This window comes from Hydrosulfovibrio ferrireducens, from assembly GCF_046883345.1.
In the GTDB taxonomy this organism is placed as follows: domain Bacteria; phylum Desulfobacterota; class Desulfobulbia; order Desulfobulbales; family Desulfurivibrionaceae; genus Thiovibrio; species Thiovibrio ferrireducens.
Genome location: NZ_JALKCW010000009.1, coordinates 23,331 through 47,188 on the forward strand (window position 1 = coordinate 23,331; position 23,858 = coordinate 47,188).

General features: G+C 56.5%; 24 protein-coding genes and 1 tRNA gene. 4 read left to right on the forward strand and 21 right to left on the reverse strand.

The annotated features are described in order from the left end of the window. The first annotated feature begins 55 nt into the window (after positions 1-55). Positions 56-1,432 (forward strand): sigma-54-dependent transcriptional regulator, encoded by a 1,377-nt coding sequence (locus MWR57_RS03150; protein WP_423123335.1) that lies wholly within the window; start codon positions 56-58, stop codon positions 1,430-1,432. 62 nt (positions 1,433-1,494) lie between these two features. Then, entirely contained in the window at positions 1,495-3,150 is a 1,656-nt protein-coding gene (locus tag MWR57_RS03155) for a two-component system sensor histidine kinase NtrB (protein ID WP_423123336.1), read from the forward strand. Between the two features lie 84 nt (positions 3,151-3,234). On the opposite strand, the gene MWR57_RS03160 is transcribed toward MWR57_RS03155, so the two are convergent. From MWR57_RS03160 to MWR57_RS03230, 15 genes are all read right to left on the reverse strand, one after another. Continuing rightward, positions 3,235-4,074, reverse strand: a complete 840-nt coding sequence (locus MWR57_RS03160; protein ID WP_423123337.1) for a cytochrome b N-terminal domain-containing protein — start codon at positions 4,072-4,074, stop codon at positions 3,235-3,237. A gap of 4 nt (positions 4,075-4,078) precedes the next feature. Then, positions 4,079-4,516, reverse strand: coding sequence for a QcrA and Rieske domain-containing protein (locus MWR57_RS03165; protein WP_423123338.1), 438 nt, complete (start codon positions 4,514-4,516; stop codon positions 4,079-4,081). 30 nt (positions 4,517-4,546) lie between these two features. Then, positions 4,547-5,071, reverse strand: coding sequence for a pantetheine-phosphate adenylyltransferase (coaD, locus tag MWR57_RS03170; protein ID WP_423123339.1), 525 nt, complete (start codon positions 5,069-5,071; stop codon positions 4,547-4,549). Positions 5,072-5,082: 11 nt separating this feature from the next. Then, positions 5,083-5,649, reverse strand: coding sequence for a 16S rRNA (guanine(966)-N(2))-methyltransferase RsmD (gene rsmD, locus MWR57_RS03175; protein WP_423123340.1), 567 nt, complete (start codon positions 5,647-5,649; stop codon positions 5,083-5,085). Between the two features lie 104 nt (positions 5,650-5,753). Next, the gene (locus tag MWR57_RS03180) at positions 5,754-6,782 is read right to left on the reverse strand and encodes an aspartate-semialdehyde dehydrogenase (protein WP_423123341.1); all 1,029 of its coding nucleotides are present in this window, start codon (positions 6,780-6,782) and stop codon (positions 5,754-5,756) included. Between the two features lie 87 nt (positions 6,783-6,869). Beyond that, positions 6,870-8,402, reverse strand: coding sequence for a 2-isopropylmalate synthase (locus MWR57_RS03185; RefSeq protein ID WP_423123342.1), 1,533 nt, complete (start codon positions 8,400-8,402; stop codon positions 6,870-6,872). A 58-nt stretch (positions 8,403-8,460) separates the two neighbouring features. Further along, complete coding sequence (pssA, locus tag MWR57_RS03190; protein WP_423123343.1) at positions 8,461-9,234, reverse strand: CDP-diacylglycerol--serine O-phosphatidyltransferase; 774 nt, start codon at positions 9,232-9,234, stop codon at positions 8,461-8,463. Positions 9,235-9,328: 94 nt separating this feature from the next. Then, positions 9,329-9,973 (reverse strand): phosphatidylserine decarboxylase family protein, encoded by a 645-nt coding sequence (locus MWR57_RS03195; RefSeq protein ID WP_423123344.1) that lies wholly within the window; start codon positions 9,971-9,973, stop codon positions 9,329-9,331. Between the two features lie 127 nt (positions 9,974-10,100). Next, on the reverse strand, positions 10,101-10,583 hold the full coding sequence (ilvN, locus tag MWR57_RS03200; RefSeq protein ID WP_423123345.1) for an acetolactate synthase small subunit: 483 nt from the start codon (positions 10,581-10,583) through the stop codon (positions 10,101-10,103). Positions 10,584-10,640: 57 nt separating this feature from the next. After that, complete coding sequence (gene ilvB, locus MWR57_RS03205; protein WP_423123346.1) at positions 10,641-12,341, reverse strand: biosynthetic-type acetolactate synthase large subunit; 1,701 nt, start codon at positions 12,339-12,341, stop codon at positions 10,641-10,643. A gap of 220 nt (positions 12,342-12,561) precedes the next feature. Further along, the gene (locus tag MWR57_RS03210) at positions 12,562-13,428 is read right to left on the reverse strand and encodes a 1,4-dihydroxy-6-naphtoate synthase (protein WP_423123347.1); all 867 of its coding nucleotides are present in this window, start codon (positions 13,426-13,428) and stop codon (positions 12,562-12,564) included. A 16-nt stretch (positions 13,429-13,444) separates the two neighbouring features. Continuing rightward, a complete protein-coding gene (gene mqnB / locus MWR57_RS03215) occupies positions 13,445-14,092 on the reverse strand; it encodes a futalosine hydrolase (protein WP_423123348.1) in 648 nt (215 codons plus the stop codon). Between the two features lie 75 nt (positions 14,093-14,167). Then, positions 14,168-14,557: an aspartate 1-decarboxylase gene (panD, locus tag MWR57_RS03220; RefSeq protein ID WP_423123349.1), complete on the reverse strand. Its 390-nt coding sequence runs from the start codon at positions 14,555-14,557 to the stop codon at positions 14,168-14,170. A 10-nt stretch (positions 14,558-14,567) separates the two neighbouring features. Further along, positions 14,568-15,416, reverse strand: a complete 849-nt coding sequence (gene panC, locus MWR57_RS03225) for a pantoate--beta-alanine ligase (RefSeq protein ID WP_423123350.1) — start codon at positions 15,414-15,416, stop codon at positions 14,568-14,570. A 44-nt stretch (positions 15,417-15,460) separates the two neighbouring features. Further along, entirely contained in the window at positions 15,461-16,135 is a 675-nt protein-coding gene (locus MWR57_RS03230; RefSeq protein WP_423123351.1) for a YfgM family protein, read from the reverse strand. Between the two features lie 203 nt (positions 16,136-16,338). On the opposite strand from MWR57_RS03230, the gene xseA reads away from it, so the two are divergent. Next, positions 16,339-17,679, forward strand: coding sequence for an exodeoxyribonuclease VII large subunit (gene xseA, locus MWR57_RS03235; protein ID WP_423123352.1), 1,341 nt, complete (start codon positions 16,339-16,341; stop codon positions 17,677-17,679). A 74-nt stretch (positions 17,680-17,753) separates the two neighbouring features. Here the strand turns inward: xseA and MWR57_RS03240 are convergent. From MWR57_RS03240 to MWR57_RS03260, 5 genes are all read right to left on the reverse strand, one after another. Continuing rightward, a tRNA-Pro gene (locus tag MWR57_RS03240) sits at positions 17,754-17,830 on the reverse strand. Positions 17,831-18,000: 170 nt separating this feature from the next. After that, positions 18,001-18,273, reverse strand: a complete 273-nt coding sequence (locus tag MWR57_RS03245; RefSeq protein ID WP_307633524.1) for an HU family DNA-binding protein — start codon at positions 18,271-18,273, stop codon at positions 18,001-18,003. A gap of 204 nt (positions 18,274-18,477) precedes the next feature. Next, positions 18,478-19,269, reverse strand: coding sequence for an ATP-dependent sacrificial sulfur transferase LarE (larE, locus tag MWR57_RS03250; RefSeq protein WP_479723936.1), 792 nt, complete (start codon positions 19,267-19,269; stop codon positions 18,478-18,480). Positions 19,270-19,280: 11 nt separating this feature from the next. Next, a complete protein-coding gene (locus MWR57_RS03255) occupies positions 19,281-20,450 on the reverse strand; it encodes a homocysteine biosynthesis protein (protein ID WP_423123354.1) in 1,170 nt (389 codons plus the stop codon). A 43-nt stretch (positions 20,451-20,493) separates the two neighbouring features. Further along, the gene (locus MWR57_RS03260) at positions 20,494-21,093 is read right to left on the reverse strand and encodes a CBS and ACT domain-containing protein (protein ID WP_423123355.1); all 600 of its coding nucleotides are present in this window, start codon (positions 21,091-21,093) and stop codon (positions 20,494-20,496) included. Positions 21,094-21,425: 332 nt separating this feature from the next. On the opposite strand from MWR57_RS03260, the gene pheA reads away from it, so the two are divergent. Further along, complete coding sequence (gene pheA / locus MWR57_RS03265; RefSeq protein WP_423123356.1) at positions 21,426-22,514, forward strand: prephenate dehydratase; 1,089 nt, start codon at positions 21,426-21,428, stop codon at positions 22,512-22,514. 48 nt (positions 22,515-22,562) lie between these two features. Here the strand turns inward: pheA and moaA are convergent, their stop codons facing one another. Further along, complete coding sequence (gene moaA / locus MWR57_RS03270) at positions 22,563-23,639, reverse strand: GTP 3',8-cyclase MoaA (protein ID WP_423123357.1); 1,077 nt, start codon at positions 23,637-23,639, stop codon at positions 22,563-22,565. Positions 23,640-23,858 lie beyond the last annotated feature (219 nt).

Below are 23,858 nucleotides of genomic sequence, written 5' to 3' on the forward strand. Positions count from 1 at the left end.
AAGATAACCTCGATGCACCTCCTCGGAATACGACCTCCAGCCTTGAGCGAAAACCATGGCCGAGACAGCCAAGATACTTGTTGTTGACGATGAACCCAGCATGCGGGAGTTTCTTGTCATTCTCCTGAATAAAAACGGGTATGGCGCCCATGCCGCGGCAAGCGGCGCGGAAGCCCTCACCCTTCTGCGGCAGCGCCACTTTGACCTGATCGTCTCGGACATTCGCATGCCGGACCTCAGCGGGCTTGGCCTCCTGGAAAACGTCAAGCAACAAGACCTCTCCATCCCGGTTGTGCTGATCACCGCCTACGCCTCGCCGGAGGATGCGGTGCTGGCCATGAAAAACGGCGCTTACGACTACATCACCAAGCCCTTCAAGGTGGATGACATCCTCTCTGTTATCAAGGCCGCCCTGGGTAGCAGACAGGAGAAACCTCCGGTCAAGGACCGCGATTCTTTTGCCGGAATCATCGGCAACAGCCCCGAGATGCTCAAGATCTACGACCTGATCCAGCGCATCGGTCCGACCCAGGCCAACGTCCTGATCTATGGCGAATCCGGAACCGGCAAGGAACTGGTGGCCCAGGCCATTCACCAGCACAGCAATGTCGCGGCAAACGCCTTTGTTCCCATCACCTGCAGCGCCATCCCGGAAAATCTCATCGAATCGGAATTGTTCGGCCACGCCAAGGGATCGTTCACCGGCGCGATCGCCAACAAGACCGGCCTGTTCGAACTGGCCAACAACGGCAGCGCCTTTCTCGATGAGATCGGCGAACTCTCCCCGCTTATCCAGACCAAGCTTCTGCGGGTCTTGCAGGAAAGGGAATTCAAGAAAGTCGGCGGCACCGAGACCATCAAGGTCAAGGTGCGGATCATCTCCGCCACCAACAAGAACCTGGAAGAGGAGGTCATGGCCGGCCGCTTCCGGGAGGATCTTTTCTACCGTCTGGCCGTTGTCCCCATCCGCATGCCCCCGCTGCGCGAACGCAAGGGGGATGTGCCGCTTTTGGTCGATCATTTCCTGAAGAAGTACTCGGCCCTGTTCGGCAAGGAGGTGCAGCAGATCTCCTCCTATGCCCTGAAGGTCCTGATGGACTATGATTTCCCGGGCAATGTTCGCGAGCTGGAGAATATCGTCGAGCGGGGAGTCGCCCTTGAATCCTCCAATATCATCCTGCCGGAGAGCCTCACCCTGTCGGGGCATCGGCTTGGCCGCTCCCCCGGCGCTGCAACACTCGGCGAAAAGGCCTCCGAAGCCGCGGAAGAAAGCGCCTTTGATCTCGGGCTTGAGCAGTACATCACCGAGATTGAAAAACGACTGATACAAACTGCCCTGGCCAGAACCGGAAATTCCAGGATGAAAGCGGCGGATCTTTTAAAAATGAGCTTCCGCTCCTTCCGCTACAAGGCGAAAAAATATAATATCTGAGCTCTGCCCCGAAAAATTACAGGCAAGCCTTTGCTTCCATCTTTTCATTCCCACAAGGTCATATGATACTTGCCGCCCTCTGCCCCCATACCGGCTCACCTGCCGCCAATGATCACCTTAAGAAACAGATTCAGTGGCTGCTCTTTTTCCGGGTGCTTTTTCTTTCCCTGATGCTGGGGATCAGCGTCCTGCTCCAGACAAAGGCGCCTTCCATCTTTCTTCCCCCCCTGCACTACCTTGCCTATTTCATTGCCGGGCTCTATGTCTTCACCATCCTCTCCGCCCTGATGGTGAGGATAATCCAATGCTATTCCCGCTTCGGCTATATGCAGATCACCCTTGACACCCTCCTGGTGACCCTCCTGGTTTTTTCCACCGGCGGCAGCCAGTCCGTTTTCACGGTGGTATATTTTTTCCCCATCGTCATGGGGGCCTTCATGCTTTTCCGGCCGGGAAGCCTGCTCTTCGCCGCGCTGAGCACCCTGCTGTTCGGCTCCCAACTCGTTGTCGAATACGGCGGCTATGCCTCCCGGTTTGTCCAAACCTACCCCAGCCACCTGAGCAGTTTCCAGATGCTCCTCCATTACTTTGCCATTTACAGCCTCACCTTTTTCCTGGTTGCCATTTTGAGCTCAATGCTCTCCACCAGGCTGCAAAGAACCGAAGCCGAGCTGTTTCAGACCGCAAGCGATTACGACCGGCTCTCCTTTCTCTACAAGCAGATCTTTGACGACATCAATACCGGCATTATCACCGTTGACGCCGACAGTCGGGTTACCTCCTTCAACCGGGCGGCGGAACTCATCACCGGCTACAGGCCAGGCGAGATCCTCGGCCGAAATCTTTCCCAGATATTTTCCGGCCTGGAAATCCCCCTGCGCGACGACGAACGACGGCAGATGACCGCCCTCCCCCGAAGAGACGGGGAAACGATCCCGGTGGGATATTCCTGCGCCAGGCTCAACGCCCCGGAAGATACCGAAAACGGCTATGTCTTTACCTTGCAGGATCTCAGTCAGATAAAAAAGATGGAGGCCCAGGTGCAGCAGGCCGAAAAAATGGCGACCATCGGCGAAATGGCCGCAGGGATTGCCCATGAACTCAGGAACCCCCTGGCGGCCATCTCCGGAGCCGTGCAACTGCTGGAAAGGGAAACCCGGGACGAATCCATCAACAAAAGGCTGTTTGACATCATCATGCGGGAATCAGACCGGCTGGATGCAACAATCCGCGACTTTCTCGTCTTTTCCAAGCCGGTCAACCCGGAAAAAGAATGGTTCTCCGTGCTCGCCCTGGCGCGGGAGGCCCTGGAAACACTGGGGCAAAACCCGGATTGGAACTCCGCCTTGCGCCTTGACCTGGAAATCCCCTCCGATCTCAACGGCTGGGGAGATCCGCAACTGATCAGACAGGTGCTTCTCAACCTCGTTGCCAACAGCGCCAATGCCTGCCGTACCATGGAGAATGGAAGGATACTGCTTCGCGCCGAGGAACAATCCGAAAACGCCATTGTTCTGGAGGTCATTGACAACGGCATCGGCATCCCGGAAGATCTTCGGGAAAGAATATTCGAGCCTTTCTTCACCACCCGCGAAACAGGAACCGGGCTTGGCCTGGCCATTGTCCGCCAGATCGTGCACAGCCATGGCGGCACGATTTCCCTGCGCGATGCCCATCCCCAAGCCACTCTTTTTTCCGTCAGCCTGCCCCTGCCCTAAAAAACATGAAAAATGCATGGTGAAAAATAAAGAGCGGGACGTCTGTATTCGTTCAATTTTTCATCTTCCATGCATCGCCTTTCACTATCGTAAGGCGGCAATGACGGACAGGATAAGATAGACGGCCAGCCAGCCTGCGATGTACAGCAACGATCTCCTCCGCCAGGGCTCCTCCGCCCCCACGCAGACCAGGGCGACGACCAGGGTACTCGGAAAGATCACCCCGGCCCAGAAAGGCTCGACGTAGCGCAACAGCTCCTGCAAACCGAGCAAAAACCAAGGCCCCTGGATATGGAAGAGCCCGAGACGGGCCGGCTCCATGGGCGCCGCCAGGAAAAGACTGACCCCAACCGTGGCAAACAGCAACAGGCTATGCTGAGCAAAGCCCACCCGGTAGCGGCGCAGATGATCCCAGCAGCAGATTCCCCAGACAAGCCCCAAACCAATAAGATGATTGGCATACACCCGCTTCATGCCCTCGGCCTCGAAGGCAAAAAGCAGCGAATTCAGCATCGCGCCCAGATAGGGAATGGACAAGGTGATATTTTCGGCAATGACACCCGCAGCTTCGCCGGTTGCATCCGCCCGCAGGACATAGCCGGTAAAAAGCAGCAACAGCGCGGCAAGGACGGAACCGACCAGCAGAAGCCATTTGCCGAAGCGCAGTTGCCGATCGGCCTTTGCCAGGATGATCGCCGCGAGATGACAGAGGGAGAAGAGAAAAAACAACTGGCTGGAATAAAAATGGCAGGCCCGAAAGAATTGACCGAAAGGGGCCAGCAGGTCAAGGGAGCTGGCGGAAAAAAACGGCGTGGCCGGGTCGTACTGGAGGGCGAGCGCCATCCCGGAGAGGACAGAGAGATAGAGGGAGACCAGGCTCATGCCCCCCCATTTCGTCTCGACGATAAACGTCCGGATATCCATACCCTTAATAGGTAACAAGGTACCCTTTGCCGTCTTGGCCCTCCTGCATGGCCGCCACCTGAAAACGGGGAAGATTTTTTTTGGCCGGGCCGCTGAGCCGGACGCCTTCCTTGTTGAATCGGCTATGATGACAGGGGCAGACCAAAACCCCTTCCTTTTCCTGGTAGTTAAGCCGGCAACCCAGATGAGTGCATTTCCGCGACACGGCCCAAGGCCCGGCTTGTCCGACGAAGAGGATGAAGTCATGCTCCAGGACAAACCCAGCCAGAGGCACCACCTTGTTCACTTTCACCACCCGTGGTTGCTTGGGGGCGCGGTAACCGAGAAAGCGGAAAACCGGATACAACAGCAGGGCGCCGGCGCCCCAGCGCAGCCAGGACCAGGAACCAATCAGAAATATCCGCCGGGTCAGGGGTTTTGCTCGTTGCTCCAGATCAGCCATGGAGGAGTATCCCGTAAGTGCTGCTCTCCATCATGGCTGCAGGTACCGCGCCCGCAATTTCTCGCAGACATGGTCCGGCACCAGGCCGCTCACATCCCCGCCATGCCTGGCTGCGTCCTTGATGATGCTGGAACTGATAAATATCCAGCGGAAGCCGGTCATCAAAAAAACCGTTTCCACCTCCCGCTCGATCCTGCGGTTCATCAGGGCAAGCTGGAACTCGTAGTCAAAATCCGACACGGCCCGCAAGCCGCGGATAATCGCCTTGGCCCCTCGCTTGTAGGCAAAATCAACGAGAAGCCCGGAAACATCCACAACCTCGATCCGGGTTTCCGCCGCGGAAAAACAATCCTCAATCATCCTGCGCCGTTCATCCAGAGGGAAAAGCGGCTGCTTGGCGGGATTGCTGGCAACGGCAATGATGATCCGGTCAAACAGGTTCAACCCCCGGTGGATGATGTCGAGATGCCCGTTGGTTATGGGATCAAAGGTGCCTGGATACACGGCAACCGATTCGGATGTGGCTTCCGAGACGAACGGTTCATAGTCAGTCATTGCACCCTGCCTCACGTGTGTTGGTAGAGCCAGAACCCGGCTTCTCCGTAACGGCGTTGGTCAAAACAGGTGAGCGGACCAACGGTTTGGGGATATTGCGCCGCAGCCGCATCTTCGAGAACAACAATCCCCTCGGCCCCGAGAAAATTTCCTTCCGCCAACGACGCAAGCACCCGCTGGGCAAGCGTGCCTGAGTAGGGCGGGTCGAGAAAGACCAGGTCGAATCCGCCGACCGGCTTGAGCGGCGCCAAAAAGGCAAGCCCCCTGGCCAGATCCTTTTGCAGCACCGTGGCGCGTTCGCCGAATCCGCAGAGCGCGATATTTTTTTCGATCAGATCGACAACGGAACGCTGCGCATCGACAAAAACAGCCGACACCGCGCCCCGGCTCAAGGCCTCAAGCCCCAAGGCGCCGGTGCCGGCAAAAAGATCCACCACCCGGGCGCCCGCAACCTTGGCGGCGAGGATGCTGAAAATCGCCTCCCTGGCCCGGTCGGAGGTGGGGCGGACAGCATCGCCGAAACGCTGGCCCGGCGCCAGCAGCTTGCGCCCGCGGGCGCTGCCGCTGATGATCCGCAATTATGCCGGTCTCCCATGCAAAGGAAAAAGGTCACAGGTCCGGCAAGCGTGCAAGGTTGAATCCATGACCACTGTTGGCATCGCGCCGCAGGCGATGCCGACCATTACAGATAATCCCGGATAAGGACCTCGGCGATCTGCACCGCGTTGAGCGCAGCGCCCTTGAGGATATTGTCGGACACCACCCAGAGGTTGATCCCGTTGGCAATGGACTCATCCTCCCGGATACGGCCCACCAGGGTCTCGAACTTGCCGGCGCAATCAACGGCCATGGGGTACTGGCCCAGGGTCGGCTCATCCACCAGCTTTACACCCGGGGCATTTTTCAGCAGGGCCTTGACCTCCGCCGCGGTGATCTTCTTTTCGGTCTCGATATTGACCGACTCGGAATGGCCGTAGAAAACCGGAACCCGCACCGTGGTGGCGGTAACGCCGATGGTCGGGTCTTCAAACATCTTGCGGGTTTCGTTGACCATCTTCATCTCTTCCTTGGTGTAGCCGTTCTCTAGGAAGCTGTCGATCTGGGGCAGGCAGTTGAAGGCGATCTGGTGCGGGTACACGCTATGGGTCATGGGCTTGCCCGCCGCATAATCCTGGATCTGCTGCTGGAGTTCCTCGATGGCCTTGGCCCCGGTACCGGAAACCGCCTGGTAGGTGGAAACCACGATGCGTTTGATCCGCACCTTGTCGTGGATGGGCTTCAAGGCCACCAGCATCTGGATCGTGGAACAGTTCGGGTTGGCGATGATGCCCCGTTTTTTATACTGGGCAATGGCATGGGGATTCACCTCGGGCACCACCAGGGGGATCTCCGGATCCATGCGGTAGGCGCTGGAGTTGTCGACAACCACGGCCCCTGCCGCCGCGGCAGCCGGAGCAAAATCAAAAGACCGGGTAGCGCCCGCGGAAAAAAGGGCAATATCGATCCCGGCAAAGGCATCCTTGCTCAAAAGCTGAACCGGAATCTCCTTGCCCTTGAAGGTAAGGGTTTTGCCCACGGACCGCTCCGAGGCAAGCAAGCGCAGTTCGTCCAGGGGAAAATCCCTGCGCGCCAAGACATCGAGCATGGCGCCGCCCACAGCACCGGTGGCGCCGGCAACAGCAACATTGAATTTCTTTTTTGCAGCAGTCATTGTGTACAATCCCTTACAGACAGCAGCCGGGGATCACCCGGCAATTAAAAAATATCAGCAGGTTACAAACAACACACACCCAACGGGTTAGTTTCCCTGCCGCATGGTTTCCCTTTTTAAAAACACCAGCCGGTTCAGGCCATTGAGATAGGCCTTGGCCGCGGCGGTGATGATATCCGGGTCCGCCCCCTGTCCCACCACGACCTTGCCCTCGTCCTCGATGCGGACCAGCACCTCGCCCTGGGCATCGGTGCCGCCTGAGATGGAGCTCACCGAAAAATAGAGGAGCTTGCTCTTGGTCTGGGTCAGGTCGGCAATGGCTCGAAAACAGGCGTCAATGGGACCGATGCCGATGCAGGCCTTCTCCTGTTCCTTGCCGTCGATGAGCAGCCGCACCGCCGCGGTGGGCAGGCTCTTGTTGCCGCTCATCGCCCCCAGATGCACCAGGGAGAAGGTTTCGGTGATCCGCAGCACCTCATCCATGAGGATGGCTTCCAGATCCTCGTCAAACATATCCTTCTTGACATCGGCCACCTCCTTGAACCTGAGAAAAACCCGGTCCAGCTCATCGTCCTTGAGGCTGTATCCCATGGCCGCAATGCGATCCTTCAGGGCATGCCGTCCTGAATGCTTGCCGAGCACGATGTTGCCGGTGGAGATCCCAATATCCGCCGGATTCATGATCTCGTAGGTGGTCCGCTCCTTGAGCACCCCGTCCTGGTGGATTCCAGACTCGTGGGCAAAGGCATTGGCCCCAACAATGGCCTTGTTGGCCTGCACCGCCATGCCGGTGATGGTGGAGACCAGCCGGCTGGTGGGATAGATGTGCTCGGTGACGATATCGGTATGGACCTGCATCTGGTCGGCGCGGGTGCGGATGACCATGACCAGCTCTTCCATGGCCGTGTTGCCCGCCCTTTCCCCGAGACCGTTGATGGTGGACTCCACCTGCCGCGCGCCATGGTTGATGGCGGCCAGCGAATTGGCCACGGCTAAGCCCAGATCGTTATGGCAATGCACACTGAGGACAGCCTTGTGGATATTGGGGATGTGCTCGATGAGATAGCCGATCTTGCGGCCGAACTCATCGGGCAGGGCATAGCCGGTGGTATCCGGGAAATTCAGGGTCGTGGCCCCGGCTTCGATCACCGCGCTGAAAACCTTGCAGACAAAATCAAGGTCGCTGCGCGAGGCATCCTCAGCGGAAAACTCCACGTTGCTCGTGTATTTGGCGGCATGCTTCACCGAGGCCACGGCCAGTTCCAGCACCTGCTCGCGGCTCATCTTCAGCTTGTGCTTGAGATGGATGTCCGAGGTGGCCAGGAAGGTGTGGATCCTGGGGTTTTCCCCGGCCTTGAGCGCTTCCCAGGCCCGGTCGATATCCTTGACGTTGCAACGGGCAAGAGCCGCGATCTGCGCACCCCGGACATGCTCGGCGATATTGCGCACGCACTCGAAATCCCCGGGCGAGGCCACGGGAAACCCGGCCTCGATCACATCCACCTTCAGCTTGACCAACTGCTGGGCCAGGCGGAATTTTTCCTGCATATTCATGCTTGCGCCGGGCGACTGCTCGCCATCACGCAAGGTGGTGTCGAAAATAATTATTTTATCAGCCATCGCTTCGTCACTCCTCTCAGCTCGGGCAGCGGAAGAAGAATGCCGCCTGCAATCGAGCTTATACCGAAGGTTCCTGTTCTTTTTCGGCAGGCTTCCTGCCCTTCACCACCAAACGATACCCCGCCGCCAGCGGTCCGGATAGAACGTAGGCCGCTCCCAAAACAAAAAGGGTAACCTGTGGTTCCGCAGCCAGAATCATGATGAGAACAACCAACCCAACCAGAACCTGAAATTTCTTGACCCGATCGGCTTCCGCATGCTTAAAGCTCTGATATTTCACGGAACTGACCATGAGATAGGAAAGTCCGTAAACGGTTACCAACACCATGAAATTTCTCAAGGTGCCGCTGAACTCAAAGAAACTGCAAAACAGTACGGATGCGGCGATCATCCCTCCGGCGGCGGGACACGGCAACCCCGTAAATTCGTTCTTGGTCGAAGTGGTGTCCTGGCTGTTGAAACGGGCCAGGCGCAAGGCGGTGGTCGCCACATAGAGAAAGGCCGCCAGCCAACCATACCGGCCGTAGGGCCGCAGCACCCACTCGTAGGCCAAAAGCGCCGGGGCCACGCCAAAGGCCACCAGATCGCACAGGGAATCATACTCCATGCCGAATTTGCTGGTCGTCCCGGTAAGACGGGCAACCCTGCCATCCAAGCCGTCAAAAACCGCGGAAATAATAATCGCCACGGCGGCATGAAAATATTGGCCGTTGATCGCGGCAACAATAGCGTAAAACCCGCTGAACAGGCTTGCCGTGGTGATAACACTGGGCAACAGACAGATTTTCCCCTTTGAGGAAATTACATCTTCGGCTTCATGGTGCCTGTTCATGTCCTTTTCCTCCCGATTATAATTACAAACCGCGCCATGTCCGCACGCTTACCCTGGGTAGTATATTGAAAAAATGCCTTTCTGCATAGGAGTATCAAGGGAGATAGCCGAGAATCGTCTCGCCGGCCCGTACTTTCTGACCCACCGAGACCTCCAGTTGAGTCTGCTGCGGAAGATAGAGGTCGACCCGGGAACCCAAACGAATCAGGCCGAAACGCTCTCCGCGCATCAACCGGTCCCCCTTGCCCGCCCAACAGACAATCCGCCGGGCAATGAGACCTGCCACCTGCACCACCGCAATCTTGCGATTGCTCCGGGTTTCAAGGGTCAGAGCGCAGGCCTCATTTTCCAAGGCCCCGCGCTCGGTATTGGCCGAAAAAAACATGCCCGGGGAATACTGCACCTGGGTCACGGTGCCGGGACAGGGCGCCCTGTTCACATGCACATTAAAGACATTCATGAAGATGCTCACTTTATAGACATGCTCCTTTACGAACCTGTCGTCAAACACCTTCTCGATGAGGATAACCTTGCCGTCCGCCGGTGAAACCAGCACATCCTCATCCTCCGGGATTACCCGGTCCGGATCCCGGAAAAAATAGAGGACAAAGGCCGTGGTGAACAAGGCCAGCAAGGCGCTGCAATCATAGTCCAGAATGGCAAGGACCAGGGTGGTCAAGGCCGCAAAACCGATGAACGGATATCCTTCAAGGGCCACAGGAACTTGTGGTTTTTTCATGGGTTTCCTGTCTCGCTGCAAAATGGTTTCTTGAGGCCCGGATCGTTTCGGTCCATATAAAAATGAACTGACAGGCCGCGATCACAGCCTGTCAGTTCACCTGTAAACCCTGGCTGACCGGAACCGGTTACGACTTTTGCGCCCTGGTCATGGCAATGGTGCCGGAACGGACAATCTCCTGGATGCCGATGGGGCGCAGGATATCAATCACCGCCTGGAGCTTGCTTGCCTTGCCGGTAACCTCCACCACATAGCTCTTCGGCCCGACGTCAATGACCTTGCCGCGGAAGATGTCGATTATCCGCAACACCTCGGCTCGGGTGTGCGCCTCGGCCTTTACCCGGATCAGGGCCATCTCCCGCTCCACATTATCATGCTCACACATATCGGTGACCTTGATAACGTCGATGAGCTTGTGGAGCTGCTTGGTGATCTGCTCAATGATGGTATCCTCGCCGGAGGTCACCAGGGTCAAGCAGGAAACATCCGGCTCAAGGGTCTGGGCCACGGACAGGCTCTCAATGTTGAAGCCCCTGCCACTGAAAAGGCCGGTGACTCGGGACAAAACTCCAGGTTTATTTTGCAACAGTACGGAAATGGTATGTTTCATCGCGCTATCCTTAAGTTACCCTTGTAAGCAAAGAAGACGGCCCCAGATCAGCAACCCCTAAACCAGCAGCATCTCTGTTGTGGCCTTACCGGCAGGAACCATGGGGTACACACCTTCTTCCCTGGCAATGACAAAGTCCATGAACACAGTATTATTAATCTTCAAGGCCTCCCGGATAACCGGCTCGACCTCGCTGGGCTTGGTCGCCCGCAGTCCCACCGCGCCATAGGCCTCGGCCACCTTGACAAAATCCGGCGCGACTTCCATGACCGTGGAGGAGTATTGCTTGTTGTAAAACAGCTCCTGCCACTGGCGAACCATGCCCAGGTAGCCATTATTCAGGATGGCTACCTTGACCGGCAGTTTTTCCTGCCTGCAGGTGGCCAGTTCCTGAATGTTCATCTGGATGGAACCGTCGCCGGCGATATCGATAACCACCTTGTCCGGCGCTGCCATTTGCGCGCCGATGGCGGCGGGAAAGCCATAGCCCATGACACCAAGCCCACCGGAGGTGGCCCACTGGCGAGGCTTGTTGAAATGATAGAACTGGGCGGTCCACATCTGATGCTGGCCGACCTCGGTGGTGATGATCGCATCGCCGCCGGTCAGTTCATGCAGCTTCTGGATAACAAACTGGGGCTTGATGATATCGGTTTCCTCGACATAGCCCAGGGGATGCTTATTCTTCCACTCCCGGATCTGCTCATGCCAGGAGCGATGTTTTTCCGCGCACTCCTTGGCATTGAAATCCTTGCTCCGGGCAAACCAGGCATTGATGGCAACAAGCGCGTGCTTGCAGTCGGCCACAATGGGGATATCCACCCGGACATTTTTGCTGATGGAGGAAGGATCGACATCAATGTGGATGATCTCGGCGTGGGGGGCAAAGGCGTCCACCCGGCCGGTGACCCGGTCGTCGAAACGGGCGCCGACCGCAATCAGCAGGTCGCAGTTGGCCACGGCCATATTGGCATAGTAAGTCCCATGCATGCCCAGCATGCCCATGGACAAAGGATCCGTCCCAGGAAAGCCGCCCAAGCCCATCAGGGTCATGGTGACGGGGCAGTCCAGTCTCCTGGCAAGCTCGGTCAGCTCCTCATTGGAATTGGAAAGGATGACTCCGCCGCCTGCGTAGATCACCGGCTTTTTCGCTTTGAGCATTGCCTGGCAGGCCTTTTCGACCTGACCGGGATGCGGCTCATAGGTCGGCTTGTACGTCCGCATGGTGATGGGCTTAACCTCGGGATAGGTGATCCGGGTGGCCAATACATCCTTGGGCAGGTCAACGAGCACAGGGCCGGGGCGGCCGGTCTTGGCCAGATGGAAGGCCTCCCGGATAATGGGAACCAGTTCCTCGGCGTCTTTCACCAGATAGTTATGCTTGGTGATCGGCCGGGTAATCCCGACAATATCGACCTCCTGAAAGGCATCGTTGCCAATCAGCTTGGTCGGCACCTGCCCGGTGAAAACCACCAGGGGAATCGAGTCCATGTAGGCCGAAGCAATTCCGGTAACCGCATTGGTGGCGCCGGGCCCGGAGGTCACCAGGGCAACGCCGACCTCGCCCTTCACCCGCCCGTACGCATCGGCGGCATGGACTGCGGCCTGCTCATGCCGGGTCAAAACGTGATGGACCTTGTCATTCTTCATCAACTCGTCATAGACATCGATGAGTGCCCCGCCGGGATAGCCGAAGATAACCTCAACGCCATGTTCTTCCAGGCACTTGATGAAGGCCTGTGCTCCTGTGAGTTTCATGCTCTGTTCCTTACCTTTGAATTCAATGCGTCTTCCGATGAAGATCGGATTATAAACCCATTATATACCGTGCGTTGCCGTGCACAGGCCAAAACCTTACAAAACAGGGTATTTTGAAATATATTCTGAATATATTTCTTGTCAAGCACGTTTCTGGCTAATGACCGAAAGAGGACGCCAAAAGAGAACTCCGACGATTCGTTTTCCGTCTCGCCGGGGATTACAGATCCCTGCTGGTTAACGGCAAAGCCGGAGACTGCTGCGGGAAAAGCCCGAGGCGGTGCCCCCGCTCCAGAAATTCGCGCACCGCGCCGACCCCTTCCTCGCCCAGATCAAGCGAAAACGGATTCACATAGAGCCCGATATGGTCCTTGATAACCGAGTCGTCAAGCTCCTGGGCGTGCTGCCGGATATAGGCCATGCCCGCCTCCGGATTGGCAAAGGCAGAAGAAACACTGGCCAGGACACACCGGTCAATGGCCTGGATCTTCTCCTTGCCCAGGGAACGTTTTGCCGCGATGCCGCCCAGCGGGATAGGAAAACCCGTCTCCTGCTCCCACCAGACCCCGAGATCCTGGAGCAACCGCAACCCATGCGCCAGAAAGGTAAAACGGCTCTCGTGGATGATCACTCCGGCATCGACCTCGCCCGCCACAATGGCCGGCATGATCGTGTCAAAACGCATCACCTTGGTCGTCAGGGGGACAGGGGAATACATGTGCAAAAGCAGGGCCGCCGTGGTGTACTTGCCTGGAATGGCAATGGTCAGCCGGGGCAGCTCGTCTGGAGAAAAACTTTTTCCCGCCACCAGCAAGGGACCGCAGCCGCGCCCAAGAGCACTTCCGGCCGTGAGCAGGATATACCGGTCAAGGACATGCCCCAAGGCGTGGAACGAAAGCTTGGTCACGTCAAGACGCCCGGCAAGCGCCCATTCGTTCAGGGTTTCAACATCGGCAAGGGTCGCGGCGTCAAAATTGAGAGAACCGGGGCAAGCCTGCCCATGCACCAGGGCGTGAAAGATGAACGTATCGTTGGGGCACGGAGAAAAGCCGAGGGTGAGCCTGTTTTTTTCTGCAAGAAGTGACACGGATTTTCTGCCTGGTTCAGATGGGGGCGAGGTGATCGATGAGCAGGGAAACAACCTGCCCACATCTCTGCACGGCCGCGGCAAGCTGCCAGTTCGCCGGATTACGGTCTTCCACCATGTTGCTGACGCAGCGGACTTCAAGGCAGGGAACAACAAACTCTTCGCAAACCCTGGCCACTGCCGCGCCCTCCATGTTCTCGCACAGGCCGTTATGGGCAGCACGCAACATGGCGCCGCGCCTTGCCGTGGCGCTGGCCCCATTGACCGTCACAAACACGCCTTTTTTGCAGTTGTAATCCAGCTCCCCAAGCATTTCAGCGGCTCGGGCAAGATACCGTGGGTCAAGGGGGAAAACGGAGTTGCCTGCCAATTGTCCGTCAAAAGGTTCGATGCGTTCTGCGTGGCAGATCCCGAAATCGCCCAGAACTTCACGCTCGGCCAGGCAGATATCAAGCAGATCCGCCCCGGAACCGCCGTAAGCTCCGGCCACGCCGAAATTAAGAACCAGGGAAATCTCCCCCCGGACCTCACCCAGCCGCCGCGTGAGCCGGACCGCTGTTTCAAGCGGCCCCACGCCGGCGATAAACAGCGCATGGGGTTGACCGGTCGTTTTCCCGGCCACAGGCAAGGCTTCCATCTCCGTGGCGGCAACGAGAAGAATCATGAACGCCCGTCGGAAAAGAAATTGCCCGGCCCAGCCACAAGACACGGCCCGCCGAAACAGCAATCCACCGGAAGACTACCCGCGGTATGGATGTTGCGCTTCCTCGACATGCATCACCTTCTTGATCAGGTTGCCCTTGTCAAGCACCACTATCCTGGGCTTGTAGCCTGCCAGTTCTTCCGGGGCGTACAAGGCATAGCTGACAATGATAATGAGATCTCCGGCCATCCCCTTGCGGGCAGCCGCGCCATTAAGGCCAATCATCCCGGATCCGGCCTTTCCTTCGATCACATAGGTGTCAAAACGCTCGCCGTTGTTGATGTTGTAGATGTTGACCCGCTCATAGGGGGACAGGCCAACGGCGTCCATCAGATCCCTGTCCACCGAGAGACTTCCCTCATAGTTGAGATCCGCCTCGATCACCGTGGCCCGGTGAATCTTTGATTTTAACATGTATTGCAGCATTGTCGTTCTCTCAGTGTTCTTCAAAAAGGGTATCGTTGTCGATCAAGCGAGTAGCTCCGACCTTTATGGCCAAAGCCAGCACCACGCCTTTTTGCAACACGGCCAGGGGCCGCAAAGTCGCCTGATCAACAAGGCTTGCATACTCAATGGTCACTGCTTCCTGCTGCAACAACCATTCCACTTCCTGTAACAGAATCTCCGCCTCAACCAGCCCTTCGCGCACCCGCCTTCTCGCGTGGGCTATGGCCCGGGAAAGACAAAGTGCCGCCTGCCGTTCCGTGCCGGAGAGATAGGTGTTCCGGGAACTCATGGCCAAGCCGTCCGGTTCCCGGACAATGGGGTGTCCGACGATCTCCACATCCCAATTGAGATCAGCCACCATTCTCATGATCACCGCAAGCTGCTGAAAATCCTTTTTGCCGAAAACAGCGCACTGCGGCTTGATGATGTGAAAAAGCTTGGCAACCACGGTGGTCACGCCGGCAAAATGACCCGGACGGCTCGCGCCGCACAGGACATCGGTCAAGCCGGAAACCATCACCCTGGTGCAAGCTTCCGACGGATACATATCCTGGACCCCGGGAGCAAAAAGCACATCCACCCCCTCGGCCTCCGCGAGCTGACAATCGCGGGAAAAATCACGGGGATACTTGCCAAGGTCTTCGTTGGCTCCAAACTGAATCGGGTTGACAAACAGACTCACCACCGTATGGTCGGCCTTTTCTTTGGCCGTGCGCATCAAGCGCAGGTGCCCCTCATGAAAAAAACCCATGGTGGGCACCAAACCGATTGTCTGCCCTGCGGCAAGAATCCTGTTTGCCCAGGCCGTCATCGCGGCAGGCGTGCGGATGATCTCCATGGCTCAATACTTCCCGCGTCGTGTTCCCGAGGTGCAGCCGGAGGCTAAAGCCGCTCCAGCTTTGCCTGCACCTTGTCCTTGACCTCGGGAGAAACACCCTCGTCGGCCAGCACCTTGCCATACATCTCTTTTGCCTTGGGCAGGTCCTTCTGCAACTCATGAATTCTGCCCATGGCCAGATAGGACTCCCCGGCAAACCCCTTGATCTCCGCCAAACGCTGATAGGCGGCAAGGGCTTCCGGCAGTGCATTTTTATGTTCATAGGCCTGGGCCAGACTCAATTGCACCAGGGGAAAAGCCGGACTCGAGACGGAGAGATCATCGCGGAGCGCCAGATACACCTTGACTGCCTCGTCATACTGCTGCGCATCAAGGGCCATATGTCCCAGTTCGACCTTTGCCCACAGGGCTGAGCCGGTGCGCCCATAATCGCCAAGAACCTTCTGCAGAAGAGCCTTGCGCTGTTCAGGCTCCCCCTGCTCAATGGCTTTGGACAACAAAGCGGCGGCCTGATCATTTTGCCTGGCAAGATAATAGCTCAGGGACGACCAACCAACAATTGCCAGCACGCAACACAACACGGCGATTACCAGATTCCGCCTGTTCTCACGGATAAACCGGATGGCCTTGGGAGGCAGGTTGAGCTCTTCGAGCAATCCATGCTTCTGCAAAGGCTTGTTTAGAATCTCTTGTTGCAAATAGGTGTTTTCTTCGGACATGCCTCAACCCCTCAGCGTTGCACTGCTATCGTTTTTTATCCTGAAACAATAAAATGTGCCGACACTATACCTTTTACGCCCGAAAAAAGCATCCGTCATTTTATGGTCCTGATCGCCACTTGGGAAGCAAGGCGATGGGGAATCACCGCCAGCAAAAAACAAAAAACTTGTCCCTTCCGTGCCGACCATGCTAGGAAGTGAACATGCACAGCATAGCCAAGGATCATGTCCAAACAGTCAGCGAGCTTACCCAGTCAATCCGCGGAGTGCTTGAGGTTTCCTTTCCCTTTGTGACCGTGGCCGGGGAGATTTCCAACCTGCGTTGCCCGCACTCCGGCCATCTCTATTTTACCCTCAAGGATGAAACCGCCCAAATAAAAGCAGTGCTCTTCAAGCCCCAGCAACGCTATCTCCCCTGCACCCCGGCGGACGGCATGCAGGTGATTTGCCGGGGGCGCATCTCGCTGTATGAAGCGCGCGGCGAATACCAGCTCATTGTGGACGTTCTTGCGGCACAGGGGGCGGGAGCGTTGCAGCTCGCTTTTGACCTGCTCAAAAGCAAATTGGCCGCCGAAGGCCTTTTTGCCGGAGAACGCAAAAAGCCCCTGCCGCTGCTGCCCGAAAAAATAGCCCTTATCACCTCGCCCAGCGGAGCGGCGGTGCATGACTTTCTCAGCATGGCCCAAAAAAGATGCGCCGCGGTGCCGGTGGAGATTATCCCGGTCCGGGTGCAAGGGGCAGGGGCCATGGAGGACATCGTCGAGGCCATCGCCCTCTGCAACGAACGGGCAGAGAATGACGTGATCGTTCTCTGCCGGGGCGGCGGCTCCTTGGAAGACCTGTGGACCTTCAATGAGGAAAGGATTGCCCGGGCCATTGCCGGCTCGCGCATCCCCGTTGTCTCGGCAATCGGCCATGAGGTTGACTTCACCATTGCCGATCTGGTTGCGGACCTCCGGGCCCCCACGCCAACCGGTGCGGCCGAAATGGTTGTCCCCAGCCGCATCCAGTTGTCCGCCCAACTGCACAACCTCACCCGCCGGCTTACAAAAACTGCTACGGACAGGCTGGCGTTTTTCCGCAGCGTCATTGAAGCCCACCGGAAGATACTGGGCGACCCCACCTCCCTGCTTGACCAGTTCCGCCTGACAACAGACCATGCACTAGCCTCCCTGCAATTCGCTTTTTCCAGCGCCATCCACCAACGCCAGCTCGCCCTGGCCAGACTCAGCCAAATCCTTGCCAGCCATAGCCCCCAACAACGCCTGGAATATCAGCAGCAATGGGTTCATGAACTGCGCAGGCGCTTGATCCTGGCCATGCTTCGCCAGCACGAACGCAAGCGCGCGGCGCTGGGAAAAAACGCCGGCCTTCTGCATGCCATAAGTCCGCTGGCGGTTCTTGGCAGAGGCTACAGTATTGTGCGGCAAAAAAATGGAGTTGTCGTGCGGAGCAGCACAGAGGTGCAGTCGAGGGAAAGGATCAGCGTCACCCTTGGCCACGGCGGGATCGACTGCGAGGTGAAAAAAATATGGCCCGGCTGAGCCTGCGTGGATAATTGTAGCTAATTTCCCACAAAAAAACGGCTTGCGAAAAATCCGCAAGCCGTTGCTATTACTGGTCGGGATGAGAGGATTCGAACCTCCGACCCCGTGCTCCCGAAGCACGTGCTCTACCAGGCTGAGCCACATCCCGACATTATAAGCCTACTCACAATTTTCCAGCCGTTGATTCCTGCCGGAGAATTGTGGACCATATGTACCCAGAGTTTTTAGGGGCGTCAACAAAAAAGAAGGCAGGCACTCCCTTCTGAAGGAGAACCTGCCTTGTCTGATCAACAGATACAGCGACTGATGAAAATCAGTTTACTTTACTGATTCGGCAAGCTTGCTGCCGGGCTTAAAGCGAGCTACTTTGCGAGCCTTGATGGTGATGGCCTTTCCGGTCTGAGGATTGCGACCCTGACGGGCGGCCCTCTTGGTCACGGAAAATGTGCCAAAGCCAACCAAGGTTACCTTGTCACCCTTCTTCAAAGCGGTGGTAACTGCGGCCAACATGCCACCAAGGGTTTTCTCTGCTGCAGCCTTGCTGATACCGCCAGCCTTTGCCATGTTCTCGACTAATTCACTTTTGTTCATTCCTCTCCTTCCTCCTCGTGAATTTAGAGATTCTCTGCCTTCTACAAGCACCGTAATCAGTTGCCTTAGGGGCGATTTAAACTTATGTGTGCTGATTGTCAAACAAAAAAAAGCGTCTGTCAAACAAAAAATGCGATGAAATAAGAAAAAAAACGACCTCCTGCTGCATTTTTTTCTGCCATCCCGGCCCAGGGATCACCCTATTCAATCCGGCCGTCCCTGTTGATTAATTAAAACCTTATGCAGTCCCAGCGACAAAAAATTGCTCTTAATCACTGAAAATACGCGATTATTTTGTATCAGCGACAAATCTTTTTTTACAACAAAAATGGTTGCGATCTCCCCGGCAAGACGCACCCGCACGCCCAGGAACCCCATTTTTTGCAACAGCGCTTCACACCGGGCCACCAGTAAAATTTTTTCCCTGGTGATGGGTTCGTGTTGCGATATTCGTGTTGCCAGGCATGATGATGAATAGACATCCCAGGTTGACAAAAAAAATTCCCTGCTGAGCAACCGAATCTCGTCCTTGGTAAAACCGAGGTCAGCTAAAGGAGTCCGCACCTGCAATTCGGCAACAGCCTGTAACCCTGGGCGATCTTGGCCGAGATCGTCAAGATTGGTACCATCAAAGAGAGCCGCGCCCACGGGAAAGGACGGATCAGCCAGGAATGTTTGATAGATTTTTTTCTTGCAGTGATAGCAGCGGTCAGGGCCGTTGGCCGCAAACTCCGGCCAGGTGAGCGGCTCGATTGCAAGGGGATGGAATACGCACCCCCGCTCTAAAATGATGCGCGCAACCCGCTCTGCTTCCAGCGGCGGGCTGAGCTCTGACTGGGCATGGAAGGCATGCACCAGCGAAGGGCCCAGGGTTGCGCAGGCGGCATGCAGGAGAAAGGAGCTGTCGACCCCTCCGGAAAAGGCAACAGCAACCTTCTTATGGCGAGAAAATATGCCCTGCAGATCCCTGTATTTTGCGGAGGGGGATTTTTTCACTCCGCTTGCGGCTACTCTGAGGGCAAGGTTTGGATGGGTTTTTCAAGCAGAAACTTTCCAGAGGTTATCCACCCCTTGAGCGTCTCGGCAATTTCCCGCGCCCGGACCACACTGGAAAGCGGCGCCGTGGGCACCATCTTGCCGTTCACTTCGATCTGGCCGCTTTTAAGCTGCGCATAGCTGACCTCGCCATAGTTGCGCGCCACCCCGTGGGAGTAATCATAGGAATAATCAACGATCTGGGTGAAAATCTCCGCATCGGAAACCCCGGTATAGGCCGCCATTTCCTCATTGAGGATGGGAATCGGTATCCCGATACCCACGGCCAGGGAGCTCCCGTAGCCCTGCATGCTCACGCCCTTGAGCCAGCGGGAAGACATCTGCTTCAAATCCCCCTGCACCATCAGGGTGCCGGCCGCTCTTCTGGTGGTACCGTTTTCCGAACGCAGGGCTTTCGGGTTGTGCTGGCTGCCCTGCCAGGTCACATATCCGATTCCGCCCCCCAGAAATATCCTGGTGCCCAAGCCGATGGTCTTATAGTATGGATCGTTCAACAGCGGACTCAACTCGCCGGCACTGCAATACGTCGCATTCCGCACCTGGGGCTTCAAGGTGCCCATGTAACAATACACGGTGCGATCGGAAAGATTGATGGCGCAGTTATAATTCTGGTAGCAGTTGCGGGGATTCACCAGAAGCGCATAGGGCAGATCGGCGAGGGTCACTTCTTTTTCCACGTTTTTATTGGGATAACAGTCCGTGCCATACCCAACCGCCTTCAACAGCACCTTTTTCCCGGCCACCAGATCTTCCAGCACATGGCCGCCGCCATACAAGAATTCCCCGGGAAAAACCTTGTTCAGGGGATCATCCTCGGTGGGCTCCGTTGCGCCGATATACACATCAACGGCGGCGATACCGGCATAGGCAGGGACATTGTTCATCCACACCTTGAGCGCTTTGATGGTTGGGTTGGAGTGGCCGAAATTGATGAACGCGCCGGAGGAACACATGGGCGAGAAGGTGCCGGTGGTGACCACATCCACTTTCCTGGCCGCATCAACCGGGCCATGCTTTTTCACAATGCCGACCATTTCCTCGGCGGTGACCACCACGGCCTGACCCGCCTTGATCTTGGCATTGATTTCTTCGTATGTTTTCTGAACCTTGAACTCACCCATGCAACCCGCTCCTTGTTGGGAATAGTCGAACGACGGCCAAAAGCTAATCCACCACCGAAACAACTTTATGGCCGGCATCTTCCAGGGCGTCGATCGCTTTGTCCAACTCGCCCTTCTCCAACCTGAAACAATACAATTTCCGCCGTGAGGAATGACTTTCCGTTGCCACGCTGATTATCTCACACCCGTGCGCCTTAATGATTCTGGTAACATCCTCGACCCCGCCGACCTTGCCGACCAAAACATCCAGCCTTGAGGAGTCCCGCAACAACCCCATCATATTAATAAAGGCGGAAAGCAAATCAATGGCGGTGATGATTCCCACCAGTTTTTTCTTGTCGAGAACCGGCAAGCCGCCGATCTTGTAATCGTGAATGAGGCGGGCGGCCTTTTCGATGCTGGCGTTGATATTAACGGTAATGGGGTTGAGCACCATCACCTCGTGCACATGGATGTCTTTTTCCCGTGAAGGGAAGGAATACTGCCGCAAATCGCTTTCCGTGATAAAACCGACCAACTGTTCATCCTCCACCACCGGCAAATGGCGGATGGAATGTTTTTTCATCAACGCCCCTGCTTCTTGCAGCAAAGCGTCCTTCCCGATGGTGATCAGATCTTTTTGCATGCAGTTTTTTACTTTCATGATCCATCCGGTCCGGGAAGCTGTTGTTCGTTTTTTTCTCTCTCACACTGAGAAATATGGGTGCGGTTGCTGCAAAAACAAGACAAAACCATTATCAAGTTTATACATTATCCACCCGGAGAAGCAAACAGTTAATCCCCTTGCCCGGCGACTTTCCCTTGAGAAAACAGCCTCCGGCAAAGCGGAGAACTTTTCCCTTTTATTTTTCCCTGGATACGATTAGAAAGTCACTGTACCCAAAGGAAATTGCCTGAAATCAGAAACACCTTGCCAGAAACAGGACCTCCCAAAAAACCGTTCCATATACAGAGCCCTTAAACCCCAGCAATCCCATGATGAAAAACAAAAAAGACCTCAGCCTTGCCGACGTTCGCCAACAGATCGACACCATAGACAGCCAGTTTTTGGAGCTTCTCAAAAAAAGGCTGCTCTGCGCCAAAAAAATCGGCGAACTCAAGGATCAAAACAACAAGGCAAAATGGGATCCCTTGCGGGAACGGCAGATCTTCGAGCGGTTGCTGGCGGAAAACAATGGCGCGTTTCCCGAGGAGCCCCTGCTGAGCATCTTCCACGAAATCATCACCACCTGCCGGCTCTCGCAAAAAAAGGCGGAAGTCGCCTACCTTGGACCCGAGGCGACCTTTTCCCATCTGGCCGGGGTGAAATACTTCGGACACGCCGCCACATATCTCCCCATGGAGACCATTGAGGATATCTTCGACGAGGTTGAGCGGGGCAGAACCCAATACGGCATTGTTCCGGTGGAGAACTCCATCGAGGGCGCGGTCACTTCGACCCTGGACTCCTTCATCAAGTACAACGTCAAGATCTGCGGGGAATTGAACCTGGGCATCATCCACAACCTGGTCAATAAATCAGGCAATATGGATGACATCAAGCTGGTGGTTTCCCATCCGCAACCCATTGCCCAGTGCCGGCAATGGCTGAAAAAACATCTTCCCAACGTTGCGATCCAAGACGTTTTCAGCACCAGCGTCGCCGCGAAAATGGCGGCGAAAGACCCCAGCGTCGCGGCCATTGCCAGCTCGTTGGCCATCACCACCTACCAGTTGCAGACCGTGGTCAAGGGAATCGAGGATTACCGGGGCAACACCACCCGTTTCCTGCTCATCGGCAAGGAATCGCCCTCCAGAAGCGGCAAGGACAAGACCTCTCTGCTGGTCAGCCTCCTGGACCGGCCCGGCGCCTTAAACGACGCCCTGAGCATCCTGGCCGCGCGTTCCATCAACCTGACCCGGATCGAATCCCGCCCGGTCAAGGACGAACCGGGCCGGTACCTGTTTTTCATCGACATGCTGGGCCATCTGGAGGATGAGATTGTCAAGGATGGCTGTGAAAAACTGAAGGAAATCTGCTCGTATTTCGAATGGCTGGGCTCCTACCCTCGGGTCGGAGAGTAAGCAGGGCAAAGAAACAGCCGCCCAACCCGTACTGCCTGCGCCGCTTTTTCACCCCCCTATCCGCGACATCTGCCCGTGGCAGCTCCCCCCGCCCTCAGGGGAAATCGTATGCCCCTTCGGCTTGTTGAGGATGGCCGCAACGATAAGCCCCCGGATCTCTTCATCGGTTGCCCCACTGCGCAGGCTCTTCCTGAGATCGGTCTCCTGATCGGATAAAAGACAGGAGCGCAACCTGCCTTCCGAGGTGAGCCGCAACCGGTTGCACCGGTCGCAAAAATGATGACTGATGGGGCTGATAAAGCCGACACTGCCGGCAGCCCCGGCAAAGCGGTAAATGCGGGCGGGACCATCCATCCGCTTCGCCTCCACCGGCTCAAGCGGGCCCAAGGGCTTGAGGCGCTCCATGATTTCCTGGGAGCTGATGTATTTCCCCTTGTCCCAGAGGGCCGAAGCGCCAATGGGCATGAACTCGATAAAGCGAATCTGCAGGGGCTCGGTAAGGGTCAGCCGGGCAAAATCGATGAACTCATCGTCGTTTACCCCCTTGAGCGCAACAATATTCAGCTTGATCGGGGAAAAGCCAAGCTCCCGGGCCTTGCTGATTCCGGCCCAGACCCGATCAAAGGCGTCCACCCCGGTGATCTGCCGGAAACGCTCCGGGCGCAGGGTATCAAGACTGATATTCAGCTTGCTGATCCCGGCTTTTTGCAAGGCTTCGGCATAATCGGCCAGCAAGACGCCGTTGGTGGTGAGACGGATGTCGGTGAGGCCCGGAATTTCGGCCAGCGCCTTGATAAAGACGAGCACATCCCGCCGCACCAAGGGTTCGCCGCCGGTCAGCCGGACCTTTTCAATGCCGAGCGAAACGGCAATGCGCACTACGCGGAGAATCTCCTCATAGCTCAACAGCTCCTCGCTTGCCAACTTTATCTGCCCTTCCTGCGGTGTGCAGTACTGGCAGCGGAGATTGCAGTGATCGGTAAGGGATATCCGCAGATAGCTGATGGAACGGGCAAACATGTCCGTCAACCGCTCTCCCTGGGTGTGGCCGGGGAGCACCGGTTCAGGCGGGGTGACGGGAGCTTCCGGCTGCTGTGGCGTATGGTGTTCGTGATTGGTTGTCATGCTCGTCTTACGCATATTTTAAAAGTTGCCGGCAGGGAAAGATCTTCCAGAAGCGACGCCCTTCCGGCTGTCCGGATGAAATCGTCCGCGCCGCTTGCATCAATCTTTGATTTTTTCCGGCTTTCCTGCTACATAATGGGGACGTAAGACTACGATGCCTGGAAGCATTCGTCAATCGTCATTTATGCCTTCCCCCTTAAAATTCACCCTGGGAAAAAC

Coding starts and splice junctions, on each gene's coding strand:
- ilvN (WP_423123345.1), bottom strand. CDS start 10,583: ATGAAACATACCATTTCCGTACTGTTGCAAAATAAACCTGGAGTTTTG.
- ilvB (WP_423123346.1), bottom strand. CDS start 12,341: ATGAAACTCACAGGAGCACAGGCCTTCATCAAGTGCCTGGAAGAACAT.
- MWR57_RS03230 (WP_423123351.1), bottom strand. CDS start 16,135: ATGTCCGAAGAAAACACCTATTTGCAACAAGAGATTCTAAACAAGCCT.
- panC (WP_423123350.1), bottom strand. CDS start 15,416: ATGGAGATCATCCGCACGCCTGCCGCGATGACGGCCTGGGCAAACAGG.
- moaA (WP_423123357.1), bottom strand. CDS start 23,639: ATGACAACCAATCACGAACACCATACGCCACAGCAGCCGGAAGCTCCC.
- MWR57_RS03255 (WP_423123354.1), bottom strand. CDS start 20,450: ATGGGTGAGTTCAAGGTTCAGAAAACATACGAAGAAATCAATGCCAAG.
- MWR57_RS03185 (WP_423123342.1), bottom strand. CDS start 8,402: ATGGCTGATAAAATAATTATTTTCGACACCACCTTGCGTGATGGCGAG.
- pssA (WP_423123343.1), bottom strand. CDS start 9,234: ATGAACAGGCACCATGAAGCCGAAGATGTAATTTCCTCAAAGGGGAAA.
- mqnB (WP_423123348.1), bottom strand. CDS start 14,092: ATGATTCTTCTCGTTGCCGCCACGGAGATGGAAGCCTTGCCTGTGGCC.
- coaD (WP_423123339.1), bottom strand. CDS start 5,071: ATGACTGACTATGAACCGTTCGTCTCGGAAGCCACATCCGAATCGGTT.
- panD (WP_423123349.1), bottom strand. CDS start 14,557: ATGCTGCAATACATGTTAAAATCAAAGATTCACCGGGCCACGGTGATC.
- MWR57_RS03245 (WP_307633524.1), bottom strand. CDS start 18,273: ATGAACAAAAGTGAATTAGTCGAGAACATGGCAAAGGCTGGCGGTATC.
- MWR57_RS03160 (WP_423123337.1), bottom strand. CDS start 4,074: ATGGATATCCGGACGTTTATCGTCGAGACGAAATGGGGGGGCATGAGC.
- MWR57_RS03165 (WP_423123338.1), bottom strand. CDS start 4,516: ATGGCTGATCTGGAGCAACGAGCAAAACCCCTGACCCGGCGGATATTT.
- MWR57_RS03260 (WP_423123355.1), bottom strand. CDS start 21,093: ATGAAAGTAAAAAACTGCATGCAAAAAGATCTGATCACCATCGGGAAG.
- pheA (WP_423123356.1), top strand. CDS start 21,426: ATGATGAAAAACAAAAAAGACCTCAGCCTTGCCGACGTTCGCCAACAG.
- MWR57_RS03195 (WP_423123344.1), bottom strand. CDS start 9,973: ATGAAAAAACCACAAGTTCCTGTGGCCCTTGAAGGATATCCGTTCATC.
- MWR57_RS03150 (WP_423123335.1), top strand. CDS start 56: ATGGCCGAGACAGCCAAGATACTTGTTGTTGACGATGAACCCAGCATG.
- xseA (WP_423123352.1), top strand. CDS start 16,339: ATGCACAGCATAGCCAAGGATCATGTCCAAACAGTCAGCGAGCTTACC.
- MWR57_RS03180 (WP_423123341.1), bottom strand. CDS start 6,782: ATGACTGCTGCAAAAAAGAAATTCAATGTTGCTGTTGCCGGCGCCACC.
- MWR57_RS03155 (WP_423123336.1), top strand. CDS start 1,495: ATGATACTTGCCGCCCTCTGCCCCCATACCGGCTCACCTGCCGCCAAT.